The organism is Mycobacterium sp. (genome assembly GCF_050701515.1).
In the GTDB taxonomy this organism is placed as follows: Bacteria; Actinomycetota; Actinomycetes; order Mycobacteriales; family Mycobacteriaceae; genus Mycobacterium.
The window spans coordinates 15,571-28,857 of the sequence record NZ_JBOGDB010000239.1 but is presented as its reverse complement, the minus strand read 5'-3'; the positions used below and the strand labels follow the sequence as shown (position 1 = coordinate 28,857).

The 13,287-nt window shown below is 65.2% G+C and carries 11 protein-coding genes; 9 read left to right on the top strand and 2 right to left on the bottom strand.

The window, feature by feature from the left end; translation table 11 throughout:
* Window positions 1–64 precede the first annotated feature (64 nt).
* Window positions 65–997, bottom strand: coding sequence for an acyl-ACP desaturase (locus tag ACRDU5_RS18530; RefSeq protein WP_526616177.1), 933 nt, complete (start codon window positions 995–997; stop codon window positions 65–67).
* Between the two features lie 334 nt (window positions 998–1,331).
* Between ACRDU5_RS18530 and ACRDU5_RS18525 the strand changes: the two genes are divergently transcribed.
* The 3 genes from ACRDU5_RS18525 to mig are packed head-to-tail and all read left to right on the top strand — an operon-like array spanning window position 1,332 to window position 4,284.
* Window positions 1,332–2,000, top strand: coding sequence for a hypothetical protein (locus ACRDU5_RS18525; protein ID WP_526616176.1), 669 nt, complete (start codon window positions 1,332–1,334; stop codon window positions 1,998–2,000).
* Window positions 1,997–2,617: a cysteine hydrolase family protein gene (locus tag ACRDU5_RS18520; RefSeq protein WP_526616175.1), complete on the top strand. Its 621-nt coding sequence runs from the start codon at window positions 1,997–1,999 to the stop codon at window positions 2,615–2,617. The genes ACRDU5_RS18525 and ACRDU5_RS18520 overlap by 4 nt, the downstream gene beginning before the upstream one ends.
* 8 nt (window positions 2,618–2,625) lie before the next feature.
* Window positions 2,626–4,284: a medium-chain acyl-CoA ligase Mig gene (gene mig / locus ACRDU5_RS18515; RefSeq protein ID WP_526616174.1), complete on the top strand. Its 1,659-nt coding sequence runs from the start codon at window positions 2,626–2,628 to the stop codon at window positions 4,282–4,284.
* Here the strand turns inward: mig and ACRDU5_RS18510 are convergent.
* Complete coding sequence (locus tag ACRDU5_RS18510) at window positions 4,268–5,731, bottom strand: coniferyl aldehyde dehydrogenase (RefSeq protein ID WP_526616173.1); 1,464 nt, start codon at window positions 5,729–5,731, stop codon at window positions 4,268–4,270. The genes mig and ACRDU5_RS18510 overlap by 17 nt on opposite strands.
* A gap of 81 nt (window positions 5,732–5,812) precedes the next feature.
* Between ACRDU5_RS18510 and ACRDU5_RS18505 the strand changes: the two genes are divergently transcribed.
* The 6 genes from ACRDU5_RS18505 to ACRDU5_RS18480 are packed head-to-tail and all read left to right on the top strand — an operon-like array spanning window position 5,813 to window position 13,287.
* Complete coding sequence (locus ACRDU5_RS18505) at window positions 5,813–7,027, top strand: cytochrome P450 (RefSeq protein ID WP_526616172.1); 1,215 nt, start codon at window positions 5,813–5,815, stop codon at window positions 7,025–7,027.
* A 6-nt stretch (window positions 7,028–7,033) separates the two neighbouring features.
* The gene (locus ACRDU5_RS18500; protein ID WP_526616171.1) at window positions 7,034–7,735 is read left to right on the top strand and encodes a TetR/AcrR family transcriptional regulator; all 702 of its coding nucleotides are present in this window, start codon (window positions 7,034–7,036) and stop codon (window positions 7,733–7,735) included.
* A gap of 13 nt (window positions 7,736–7,748) precedes the next feature.
* The gene (locus ACRDU5_RS18495; protein ID WP_526616203.1) at window positions 7,749–8,963 is read left to right on the top strand and encodes a CaiB/BaiF CoA transferase family protein; all 1,215 of its coding nucleotides are present in this window, start codon (window positions 7,749–7,751) and stop codon (window positions 8,961–8,963) included.
* A 28-nt stretch (window positions 8,964–8,991) separates the two neighbouring features.
* A complete protein-coding gene (locus ACRDU5_RS18490) occupies window positions 8,992–10,137 on the top strand; it encodes a thiolase family protein (protein ID WP_526616170.1) in 1,146 nt (381 codons plus the stop codon).
* Between the two features lie 40 nt (window positions 10,138–10,177).
* Window positions 10,178–10,924, top strand: coding sequence for a beta-phosphoglucomutase family hydrolase (locus tag ACRDU5_RS18485; protein WP_526616168.1), 747 nt, complete (start codon window positions 10,178–10,180; stop codon window positions 10,922–10,924).
* Entirely contained in the window at window positions 10,921–13,287 is a 2,367-nt protein-coding gene (locus tag ACRDU5_RS18480; protein WP_526616167.1) for a glycosyl hydrolase family 65 domain-containing protein, read from the top strand. Before ACRDU5_RS18485 ends, ACRDU5_RS18480 begins: the two co-directional genes overlap by 4 nt.

The window sequence follows — 13,287 nt, the reverse complement described above, 5'->3', positions numbered from 1 at the left end:
ACTATTACAGTATAAGGGCCGAGCCGTGGGGTGATTTCAACGAGGCGCGCAGCGAGGTCAGCAGTCAGCGACCGGAAGGCGCGCCTACGCCGGCCAGTCGTTCTTGGCGACGTTGCTCATAGTGAGAGGCCTTGGCGTCGACCAGATCGAGAAACGCCGTCAGATCGTCTCGCGCGCGAGCTCCTTCACGGTCGAAGTCGTCACGCTCGAACACCCTCCAGAACCGCAACACCGGACGCACGACATCATCCAAATGCGAACGCAGGTCGTAGATGCCGGCCTTAGCGATCGTCAGAGCATTTTCCGCGAATCCAGGCATGGTACTTCCGGGCATCTGGAAGTTGATCACTTCGCGAGCGATCGCCTGCATTGTTGCGTTCGGCGCGATATCAAGCGCAGCGTCCACCAGGTTCCGATAGAAGACCATGTGCAGGTTCTCGTCGGTCGCTACTCGGGTAAGGAGTTGTTCGGCGACAGGACATCCAGATGCTCGCCCGGTGTTGCGGTGGCTGATCCGAGTCGCCAGTTCCTGAAAAGACACGTAAGCCAATGCCTCCAACATCGATTTGTCGCCCGAGTCGTAGCCGGCCGCCATGTGCACCATGCGACCCTGCTCAAGGGCTACGGGATCGACGCCGCGGGTGACGACTAGATAATCGCGTATCGCAATGCTGTGACGCCCCTCTTCGGCCGTCCACTGACCGATCCACTGTCCCCAGGCACCATCAGGCCCGAAACGCAGAGCGATTTCGCGATGGTAGGACGGCAGGTTGTCCTCGGTCAGAAGGTTCACGATCATCGCCGCTTTGGACACCTCGTCGAGGTGGGAATCCTCTGGAGTCCAGTCCTGACCACCCAAGAAAGCGAAGTCACGCCCACGGCTCCACGGAATGTAGTCGTGCGGATTCCAGGGCTTCGCCGTCACAAGGTGTCGGTTCAGGTTGGCCTCGACCACTGGTTCCAGCTCTGTGAGTACCGCCTCTTGGGTTGTCGTCATCGAGACTCTCCCGGCTTTCAGTCCCTTACCTACGGCTGCGTAACCTACGCTACCGTAGGTTTAGCGAAAATCAAGTGCCGATTGGCGGTTGGGGCGGGTTTCGCCTACGGGGGAGGCTCGCATGTTCAGCGCCGCCGCGAACTCGAATTGACTGACTGACAGCCTGTTTTGCGTCGGCTGTAACGCCATGGCGGCGGATCGGGCGATGTCGTCACATACGGCGAAGGCATGCCGGCAAGTTAGTCCTCGCCACCGCTGCGGCCTCGGATCTTGCCGTCTGCGGAAAACTATACTGTAATGGATTTAGTATCCATCTACTCGGGAGGCTCCGCTCGTGAAGGTCCCGTTCACCTGGAAGGTCACCGGTTGGTTCATGGTCGGCTGGTCGGCCGAGTTTCCCTCCAGTGAGGTGCGCCCGCTGCGGTACTTCGGCGAGGACCTGGTCGCCTACCGCGACGAGTCGGGCGAACTCCACGTGCTGTCGGGACACTGCTTCCCGACCGAACCGGATGCGTATTACCGTCCGTACCCGGAGTTTTCGCGCCGCACCGAGCACGAACCGGTGCACCCGCAGATCGTCGCCGAGAACGGTCCGGACAGCGCACACTTCCACTACGTGCACGGTGCCCGCAGCGACGATCCCGACAAGATGGTGCTGTACATCCACAGCCACTTCTCCGGGCTCGGTTTCGCGATCAGTGCGTTCGAGGGATCGTCGAACCACCGGCTGATCTTCGCCTGCACGCCGGTCGAAGAACGGTACTCCGACATGTTCTATTCGATCTGGTGGCCGCGTCTCCCCGGCGAAACCTCCGAGGTTCCGCCCGACTCGGTGCGCGAGCAGGTAGAGCGCCAGTTCCTCGGAACGGTGTGGGAGGACCTGGACATCTGGCGCTACCAGGAGTACGTCGAGCACCCCGCGCTGTCCAGGGTGGACGCCAAACCCTATATGGCCATGCGCAAATGGGCCTCGCAGTTCTATGAGGTGCCCGCGTCGGTATGAGCGTCGATCTCGCCGCGCTCACGGCACCCGGCCACACCGCGATCGTCACCCAGGAGCTCCAGGGCGCGGTCGTCGGACCCAACGCGGGCCTGGCCGTCCTCGCCAACGAGGCCCGCCGCGAAGCGTTGCCGAACATCCAACGGCTGCTACCGGTGGCGCGCGACGTGGGTGTGCACGTGGTGCACTGCCTGGCGCAGCGTCGGCCCGACGGGCTCGGATCCAACCACAACGCCAAGATCTTCGCGATGGGCACGACCGAAGTCGACATCAGTCCGGGCAGCCCGGGCGCGACACTGCTGCCCGAATTCGGTCCCGCCCCAGACGATGTCGTGCTAACCAGGTGGCACGGCGTCGGGCCGATGGGCGGCACGGACCTGGACGCGATCCTGCGGAACCTCGGTATATCGACCATCGTGGCCGTCGGCGTCTCGGTGAACATCGCGATCACCAACCTCGTGATGGATGCCGTCAACGCCGCGTACCGCGTCGTCGTACCCCGCGACGCCGTCGCGGGCATCCCGACCGACTACGCTTCTGCGATCATCGACAACACCCTGTCGCTGCTGGCGACGGTCACGACAACAGACGAACTGCTCGAGGTCTGGAAGCAGTCATGAGAGGCACGATGTCCGACTCCGCACCACAGTTCACCGTTCCGGCCGCCGCCGACGTGGCGGTCAGCGCCATCGGCGATCGAGAACTGATCATCCAGGGCGACCGGCGCTACACCTACGCACAAGTTGTCGAGCGCTCCAACCGGCTCGCCGCCTACCTGCACTCCCGCGGCTTGGGGTGTCATACGGAGCGATCAGAGCTCGGCGGTCACGAAGTCGGCCAGGATCTGCTCGGCATCTACGCCTACAACGGCCCCGAGTACGTCGAGGCGATGCTCGGCGCCTGGCGGGCCCGGGTGGCGCCGTTCAACGTCAACTACCGGTACGTCAAGGACGAGCTGCAATACCTGCTCGCGGATTCGGGCGCCACCGCACTGCTGTATCACGCAACGTTCGCGCCGCGCGTTGGCGAGGTGCTGCCCGAGCTTCCGAAGCTGCGCGTACTCATCCAGATCGCCGACGAGTCCGGCAATGACCTGGTCCACGGTGCGGTGGATTACGAGTCGATCGTCGCATCGGGTGACGCAGTGCTGCCGCCGAATGAGCCGTCGCCCGATGACCTGTATGTGCTCTACACCGGCGGCACGACCGGCATGCCAAAGGGTGTGCTGTGGCGCCAGCACGACATCTTCATGACATCGTTCGGCGGCCGCAGTCTGTACACCGGCGAGCTCGCCCACTCCTACGACGACATCGCCAAGCGCGTTGCGGACGCGCCGGAGTCCAGGCTGATGATCCTGCCCCCGCTGATGCACGGCGCGGCACAGTGGGCGGTGATGACGGCGATGACCACCGGCCAGTCGGTGGTGTTCTCCACGGTCACCAGCCGGTTCGACGCGGACGAGGTGGTCCGCACGATCGAGCGGGAGAAGGTGATGGCGGTGACCGTCGTCGGCGACGCGATGGCGCGACCGCTCGCAGCGGCCATCGAAGGGGGCGCGGCCGACTTGTCGTCGCTGGCGGTGGTGGCCAATGGCGGGGCACTGCTGACCCCGACGGCGAAACAACGTCTCATCGAGGCCAAACCCGGCTTGATCGTGGTCGACGGCGTGGGCTCCTCGGAGACCGGCGCTCAGATGACACACATGTCGGCGTCGGGCGCGGTGTCGACCGGCAAGTTCAACGCCGGTCCGGACACCTTCGTGGCGGCCGAGGACCTCAACGCGATCCTGGAACCCGGCCACGACGGGATCGGCTGGCTCGCGCAACGCGGCTATGTACCGCTGGGTTACAAGGGGGACGCGGCCAAGACGGCGGCGACGTTCCCGGTCATCGACGGCGTGCGCTACTCGGTGCCGGGCGATCGCGCGCGCCACCTCGCGGACGGCTCCATCGAACTGCTCGGCCGTGACTCGGTGTCCATCAACTCCGGCGGCGAGAAGATCTTCGCCGAGGAGGTCGAGACGGCGGTCGCTTCGCACCCGGCGGTCGCCGACGTCGTCGTCTCGGGCCGGCCCAGCGAGCGATGGGGGCAGGAGGTCGTCGCGATCGTCGCGCTCGCCGACGGCGCAAGCGCCGATGCCGAGGAACTGATCGACCACGCCGCCGGCTCCCTTGCTCGGTACAAATTGCCGAAAGCGGTGGTGTTCCGGCCGGTCATCGAGCGCAGCCCGGCGGGCAAGGCCGACTATCGGTGGGCCCGCGAACAGGCGGTCAGCGGCGGCGCCTGAGGCGACGGCTGGTTCGGTTGCGCGCCATCTTCAACCCGACAGCGGTGATGGCCCGCATCGATCCGCTGAACGGCGGCGCGGCCCGTCCGGTGATGCTGAACGGCAGATCGGTGCCGACCACCGTGCGGTAATGGCTGAAGGCATCGAACCCGGCCTTGCCGTGGTAGGCGCCCATGCCGCTGCGGCCGACCCCGCCGAACGGTGCGGCAGACGGAATCATCTGGGCCGCAAAATCATTGCGCGCGACTCCCCCGCTGCGGGTGTTGCGGACAAAGGTGCGGAAGTCGGCGTTGTCGGGGCCATACCAGTACGCCACCAGCGGGGCGGGTCGCTGGTTGATGTAGCCGATGGCGTCGGTCAATTGCGAGTACGGCCTGACCACCAGCACCGGACCGAAGATCTCCTCGTTGGCAATTCGCATCCGCTCGTCGACATCGCGCACGATCGTGGGTGCGATCTTGCGGGAAGCGCGGTCGGGCAGTGATTCACCGTCCGGAGCGACGGCCTCGACGCTGGCGCCGTTGAACCGCGCATCGTCGATCAGTCCGACGACTCGGTCGAAGTTGGCCTGGTTCACCGACGAGCAATAGTCCTCATTGGCGATGATCGAGGGAAACATCCCGCGCAAGGTCCCCCTCGCGACATCGACGAAGTCCTCCACGCGGTCGTCGGGCACGAAAACATAGTCCGGACAGACACAGACCTGCCCTCCGTTGATCATTCGACCCGCAGCGATTCGGGTTGCCGACTGGGCAATGTCCGCGTCGCGGGACACCACGACCGGATTCTTGCCGCCGAGTTCCAGCGTCACCGGCACCAGGTTGGCCGCCGCCGCCTGCTGCACCAGGGCGCCGACCGAGGGCGAACCGGTGAAGAAAAGGTGATCGAAGGGCAGCCTCGAGAAGGCGGCCGCGATGTCCGGCCCGCCGGTCACGACGTCGAGCTCGGTCGAGTCGAAATACTTCGGTGCTGTCGCCTTCATCAGCTCCGCCGTCCCGGGCGTGACCTCCGACATCTTGATCATCACCCGATTGCCGGCGGCGAACGCCGCCGAGGCGGGCAGCACGACGAGGTTGAGCGGAAAGTTCCACGGGCCAATGATTCCGATGACACCCAGCGGGGATGGCTGCACCTCGGCCCTCAGGCCGAACAGCCGCGCGGCACGCATCAACCTCGTAGCCCGCATCCACTGCGGCACATGGGATCTGGTGTGCTCGATGACCGAAATCATGCCGAGGATTTCGGTGAACAACGAGCCGGCCTTGGGCCGAGTGCCGAAATCGGCCGCCATCGCCTCGACGAAGTCGTCGGTGTTGTCCAGCACCAGCGCGAGTAATCGGTCGATGCGGTTGCGCCGGACGGCGGCACTCGGCGGTCCCTCGTCGGAGAATGATCGGCGTTGGCTGTCCAGGATTGCGCGTAGCTCGGCCGGTTGGGGTTCGGTCACGCGGTCCACTCGTCCACAATATAGTATACTGTAATCTTTACAGTAGTATTGTGAGTCCATTCGAAGATGCTGGAGTGAGCCTTGGACAGCCAAGTTCAGGACATCGCCGCGACGGCCGAGAAGCGCTTCGACCCTCTTCGCGATCCGTATCCGATGTTCGCCCGGCGGCGCCGGGAATCCGGCGTGTTCCGGGGTTCCGTCATGGACTGGTCCAAGACACCCGACTCCCTGCGACCCGAGCACCTCTACGCCGCAGTGTCGTACGACGCGGTCAACAGGGTGTTCCGGGACAGCCGGGTGTTCAATTCGGCGATCTACGACTCCACCATCGGGTTGTTCATCGGCCCGACCATTCTGGCGATGGAGGGCAAGAAGCATCGCGAACATCGCAACCTTGTCTCCGCCGCCTTCAAGTCCAAGACGCTGGCGCGGTGGGAACCGACCATCGTTCGTCCCGTCGTCAACGCGTTGATCGACGAATTCATCGACGCCGGCGAGGCCGACCTGGTGCAGAACTTCACCTTCGAATTTCCGACCCGCGTCATCTCGAAGCTGTTGGGCCTGCCCGAGGAAGACCTGCCGTGGTTCCGCAGGCGCGCCGTGGAGTTGATCAGTTACACCGTCAAGTACAAGCGTGCGTTCGAGGCTTCAGCGGCGCTGAAGGACTACTTCCTCAGTCAGATCGACAAGCGCAGAGCCGAACCCACCGAGGACATCATCTGCGATCTGGTCAACGCGGAGATCGACGGCGAGAAGCTCAGCGACGAAGCAATCTATTCCTTCCTGCGGCTGCTACTGCCCGCCGGTTTGGAAACGACATACCGCTCGTCGGGCAACCTGCTGTTCCTCTTGCTCACCCATGCCGACCAGTTCCGGGCGGTCCAGCAAGACCGCGAACTCATCGCACCGGCCATCGAGGAGGGGTTGCGGTTCGAGACGCCATTGACCACCGTGCAGCGGTTCGCGACAGAAGCCTGCGAACTCGAAGGCGTCGAGCTTCCCGCGGAATCGGTGATCGACGTGTGCATCGGATCGGCGAACCGCGACGAGAATCGTTGGGAACGGCCAGAGGAGTTCGACATCTTCCGAAAACGCATCCCGCACATCACGTTCGCCGCGGGTGAGCACACCTGCATGGGCCTTCACCTTGCCCGGATGGAGACCCGCGTCGCACTCGAGTGCCTTCTCGATCGGTTGACCGACATCAAACTGATCACCGATGACGACCCCCACATCCACGGCCAGCCCTTCCGCTCACCCAAGGCGCTTGCGGTGACGTTCGACGCCGTGGGGTGATCCACCATGGCCAGATCCACACCCACTGAGACGCGCCGACGACGCGAACGCGGCTCCATCAGCGTCGACGAAATCCTGAGCGGTGCCTTCGAGGTCGCTGCCGAAGTCTCGATGGACAACCTGAGCATGCCGCTGCTGGCCAAACATCTCGGCGTCGGTGTCACAAGCATTTACTGGTACTTCCGGAAGAAGGACGACCTGCTCAACGCGATGACCGATCGCGCGCTACACACCTACGACTTCACCGTGGAGTCGATCGACGCCGACAACTGGCGTAAGTCGTTACACAACCACGCCCACAAGATGCGGCAGACATTCCGGGACAATCCGGTTCTCTGCGACCTCATCCTGATCCGCGGCACCTACGGGATGCAGGCCGCGCACAACGCTCTGAGGAAGATCGAGCAGCCGGTCGCGGCCCTGGTCCAGGCGGGGCTCATCCCGGACGACGCATTCGACACCTACGCGGCGATCGCCGTGCACGTCCGCGGCTCGGTTGTGCTGGAACGCCTGCAGGACAAGATGACCGGTGTTCGGCCGCCGTCCGGCAACCGGGGCAGGCTGATCGACCGCGAAACCATGCCGCTCATCGCCGAGGTCGCCGACAAGGGTCACCGCATCGGTGTCGCCGACGACATCAACTTCGACTACATCCTCGACTGCATACTCGATCACGCGCAGAGTTTGATCAAGCAACAGGAGGACTGAGTTGATCAAGGTGATGGAGGGCGTGCGGGTCCTCGAGGTTGCGCAGTTCACGTTCGTTCCCGCGGCCGGGGCGATACTGGCTGACTGGGGTGCCGACGTCATCAAGGTGGAACACCCGGTGCGCGGTGACACTCAGCGCGGCTTCATCAACATGGGCGGGTTCGCGATGGACTCCAATCGGCATCCGCTGATCGAACATCCCAATCGGGGCAAACGCAGCGTCGGCATCGACGTGTCGAAGCCAGACGGCCAGGAAGTGCTTTATGAAATCGCCAAGACCGCCGACGTCTTCCTGACCAATTACATGCCCGCACAACGGCAGAAGAACAAGTTCGACGTCGAACACATCCGCGCGGTGAATCCCAAGATCATCTATGCGCGCGGCAGTGCCTACGGCGACAAGGGGCCGGAGCGCGACGTCGGCGGCTACGACGGCACCGCCTTCTGGACGCGCAGCGGCGTGGGGCACGCATTGACACCCGAGGAGCTGGGCGGTGCCTTGTCTCAGGGCATCCCCGCGTTCGGAGACTCCATCGGCGGGATGAACATCGCTGGCGGGATCTCGGCCGCGCTGTTTCATCGCGAGCGCACCGGCGAGGCGACGGAGCTCGACGTATCGCTGCTGAGCACGGCCTGGTGGGCGGCGGGTGCGAGCGTCACCCACGGCATGGAGTCGGGCGAGACGATGCGCTCTCTCATGCCGGATTCCATAGGGCCGACGGTGAACCCGTTCATGGCCAACTACCTGACCTCGGACGGCGGCACCATCAACCTGTGCATCGTCAGCCCGACCGGCTACATCCGGGATGCGTTCGAGCATCTGGGACTTCCGGAGTTGGCCGACGACCCGCGCTTCGCCGATGTGCTCCCGCTCATCGAGAACGCCGAGGCGGCCGCCCAGCTGATCGCGGCAGCGATCCGCGGCAAGCCGTTCGAGTTTTGGCGCCAGCATCTGAAGACGATGAGGGGTCAGTGGGCGCCGTTCCAGAGCCTGGTCGAGCTCGGCACCGACGAACAGGCGATCGCCAACGACATGATCGTCGAGGTGGAGGCCGGCGACGGCGGTGCGCCGTTCAAGGTTGTCCGGGGGCCTGTCCAGTTCAACCACGAGCCACTCGAAACTACCCGCGCCCCGCAGTCGTCCGAGCACACCGAGATCGTGCTGATGGAACTCGGGATGGACTGGGACAGAATCGCCGAGCTCAAGGACTCCGGCGCCATCGCCTAGACATCGGTAATTGGGAGGAACTGACGACATGAATGACGTTGCCATCATCGGCGTGGGCCTGCATCCGTTCGGGCGGTTCGAGGGCAAGTCCGCGATGGAGATGGGCGTCGACGCCATCTTCGCCGCGGTCGCCGACGCCGGTGTGGAATGGAACGACGTCCAATTCGCCACCGGGGGCAGCTGGACGGTGGCCAACCCGGACGCGATCGTCAGCATGGTCGGGCTGTCCGGCATCCCGTTCACCAACGTCTTCAATGCGTGCGCCACCGCCGCCAGCGCCGCGAAGGCGTGCGCGGACGGCATCCGGTTGGGCGACTACGACATCGGCATCGCCGTCGGCCTCGACAAGCATCCACGAGGCGCGTTCACCGAGGACCCCGCCCTGGTGGGGATGCCGAGCTGGTATGCCGAGAACGGTCAGTACCTCACCACCAAGTTCTTCGGGATGAAGGCCAACCGCTACCTGCACGACCACGGCATCTCGCAAGGGACACTCGCCAAGGTGGCCGCCAAGAACTTCCGCAACGGCGCGCTGAACCCGAATGCGTTCCGGCGCAGGCCGATCCCCGAAGAGGAGATCCTCAACTCGACCATGCTGAACTACCCGTTGACGCAGTACATGTTCTGCGCGCCCGACGAGGGCGCCGCGGCCGCCGTGATGTGCCGTGCCGACATCGCACACCGCTACACCAGCAAGCCGGTGTACCTGCGTGCGGTCGAAGTCCGCACCCGCCGCTACGGCGCCTACGAGGTGAATACCACCTTCGCCCCCGTCGATGAGGATGTGTCCCCCACCGTGTACGCGTCACGCGCCGCGTTCGACAAGGCCGGCATGGCACCCGACGACGTCGACGTCATTCAGTTGCAGGACACCGACGCCGGCGCCGAGATCATCCACATGGCCGAGTGCGGCTTCTGTCCCGACGGTGAGCAGGAGAAGCTGCTGGCCGACGGTGCCACCGAGATCAACGGCTCGATGCCGATCAACACCGACGGAGGGCTCATCGCCAACGGCGAGCCGATCGGCGCGTCGGGACTGCGGCAGATCCACGAGTTGGTGCGCCAATTGCGCGGCGAGGCCGGCGATCGTCAGGTGCCCGGGCAGCCCAAGACCGGGTTCGCCCAGCTGTACGGCGCGCCGGGCACCGCCGCGGCGACGGTCCTAACGACCTGATTTCCGCCGAAGTGGGTATGCATACGGGCGGAAGGAGGTCATGGTGCTCGGTTTGCCCTCTGACGTGCGGGCCTGTTTGTTCGACCTCGACGGGGTTCTCACCGATACCGCGAGCGTCCATCGCGTGGCCTGGAAGTCCATGTTCGACGACTATCTGCGCAACCGTGCGGCGGACCACGGCGAGCCGTTCACGCCGTTCGACGCGGCCAGCGACTATCAGACGTATGTCGACGGCAAGAAACGCGAGGATGGTGTGCGCTCGTTTCTCGCCAGCCGCGGCATCACGCTGCCCGACGGCGACCCCGACGACCATGCGAGCGCCGAGACGGTGCGGGGCTTGGGCAACCGCAAGAACGCGGCGTTCCTGACCGAGCTGCACGAGCACGGGGTCACGGTGTTCGAGGGTTCGCAGCGATATCTGGCAGCGGTGGCCGAGGCGGGTTTGGCGACCGCCGTGGTGTCGTCGTCGGTCAACACCGCTGAGGTGCTCGAGGTGACCGGCCTCGATCGGTACGTGCAGCGCCGCGTCGACGGCGTCACGTTGCGCGAGGAAGGCATTCGCGGCAAGCCGGCGCCTGACTCGTTTCTGCGGGCCGCGGAACTCCTCGGGGTGGCGCCCGATCACGCCGCCGTGTTCGAGGACGCTCTGGCGGGCGTGCAGGCCGGCCGGGCCGGTCACTTCGGCATCGTCGTTGGCGTCGATCGCGTTGGTCACGCCACAGAGTTGCAGCGCAACGGCGCCGACATCGTGGTGACCGATCTCGCCGATCTGCTGGTGGCGCAATGATCTCCGACGGCGCGTTTCCGGTCGAACCGTGGCAGCTGCGCGAGACCTCGCTCAACCTGGATCAGCTTGCGCAGTCCGAATCGTTGTTCGCGTTGTCCAACGGGCACATCGGCCTGCGCGGCAATCTCGACGAAGGCGAACCGTATGGGCTGCCGGGTACCTACCTGAATGCGTTTTACGAGGTGCGGCCGTTGCCGTACGCCGAGGCCGGCTTCGGTTACCCCGAGGATGGCCAGACGCTGGTCGACGTGACCAACGGCAAAATCGTGCGGTTGCTCGTCGACGATGAGCCGTTCGACGTGCGTTATGGCGAGCTGTTGGAGCACGAGCGGGTGCTGGACCTGCGCGCCGGCACGTTGACGCGCCGGGCGATGTGGCGCTCCCCCGCCAACCGACCGATACGGATGCAATCGACTCGGCTGGCGTCTCTGGTGCAGCGCGGTGTGGCTGCCATCGAATACGTCGTCGAAGCAGTCGATGAATTCGTCCGGGTCACAGTGCAATCCGAACTCGTCGCCAACGAGGACGCCCCACCGGCCTCGGCTGATCCCCGGGCCTCGGCCGTGCTGAGCCACCCGCTGGTGGCCATCGCACACGAGCACACCGATACCGGGGCGACACTGCAGCACCAGACCCGGGGCAGCAAGCTCATGATGGCCGCGGCGATGGACCACGACATCGATGTGCCCGGCCGAGTCGAAGTCAGCACCGATGCACGCGCGGATCTCGCGCGCACCACGGTGATCTGCGGTCTGCGGCCGGGCCAGCGACTGCGGATCGTCAAGTACCTCGGCTACGGGTGGTCGAGCCTGCGATCCCGCCCCGCCCTGCGGGACCAGGTCGCGGGCGCGATCACCGGGGCGCGCTACTGCGGATGGCAAGGCTTGTTGGACGCCCAACGCGACTTCCTCGATGACTTCTGGGACGGCGCCGACGTGGAGGTCGACGGCGACGCCGATTGTCAGCAGGCGGTGCGGTTCGGGCTATTCCACGTGCTGCAGGCAAGCGCACGCGCCGAGCGACGCGCGATCCCCGGCAAGGGACTCACCGGCACCGGCTATGACGGCCACGCCTTCTGGGACACCGAGGGATTCGTGCTGCCGGTGCTGACGTATACGCACGCACACGCCGCCGCCGACGCGTTGCGCTGGCGTGCCTCCACGCTGCAACTCGCTCGCGAGCGCGCCGCTGAATTGGATTTGGAAGGCGCCTGCTTTCCTTGGCGCACCATCCGCGGACAGGAGTGCTCGGCATACTGGCCGGCCGGAACCGGCGCCTGGCATGTCAACGCCGACATCGCCATGGCGTTCGAGCGCTACCGCGTCGTTACCGGCGACGAATCGCTGGAACAAGAGTGCGGCCTGGCAGTTCTGGTAGACACCGCGCGAATGTGGCAGTCGTTGGGACATCACGACCGCAACGGGGTATGGCACCTCGACGGTGTCACCGGGCCCGACGAATACACCGCCGTGGTGCGCGACAACGTGTTCACCAACCTGATGGCGGCCCACAACCTTCGCACCGCGGCCGCGGCATGTACCCGTCATCCCGAGGCCGCCCGCGCCATGGGGGTTAGCACCGAAGAGATGGCCGCCTGGCGCGACGCCGCCGACGCCGCCCACATTCCCTACGACGAAGAGCTGGGCGTGCATCAGCAGTGCGAGGGATTCACCACGCTGCGGGAGTGGAACTTCACCGAGAACACCAGCTATCCGCTGCTTTTGCACGAGCCCTACGTGAGGCTCTACCCGTCGCAGGTCATCAAGCAGGCCGACCTGGTGCTCGCGATGCAGTGGCAAAGTCATGCCTTCTCCGCCGAGCAGAAGGCCCGCAACGTCGACTACTACGAGCGCCGCACGGTGCGCGACTCGTCGCTGTCGGCGTGCACTCAGGCGGTGATGTGCGCCGAGGTCGGCCATCTCGAACTGGCGCACGACTATACCTACGAGGCCGCGCTCATCGACCTAAGGGATCTGCACCAGAACACCCGCAACGGCCTGCACATGGCGTCGCTGGCCGGAGCCTGGACCGCACTTGTCGCCGGTTTCGGCGGCCTTCGCGACGACGAGGGCGTGCTGGCGCTGAATCCCCAGCTGCCCGACGGCATCTCGTGTTTACGATTCCGACTGCGCTGGCGGGGTTTACGGCTCACGGTTGACGTCCGCCATTCCGAAGCCACCTACACCCTTCGTGGTGGCTCGGATGCCGAGCTGACGATTCGCCACTGCGGTGAGGACATCAGCCTCGATACGCAGTCGCCGCGCACCGTACCGCTCAAACCATGCACTCCACAGCTACCCGCCCCACAGCCGCCGCCGGGCCGGGCGCCGATCCGTCGACGACGGGGCCGGGTCAACTCTTAG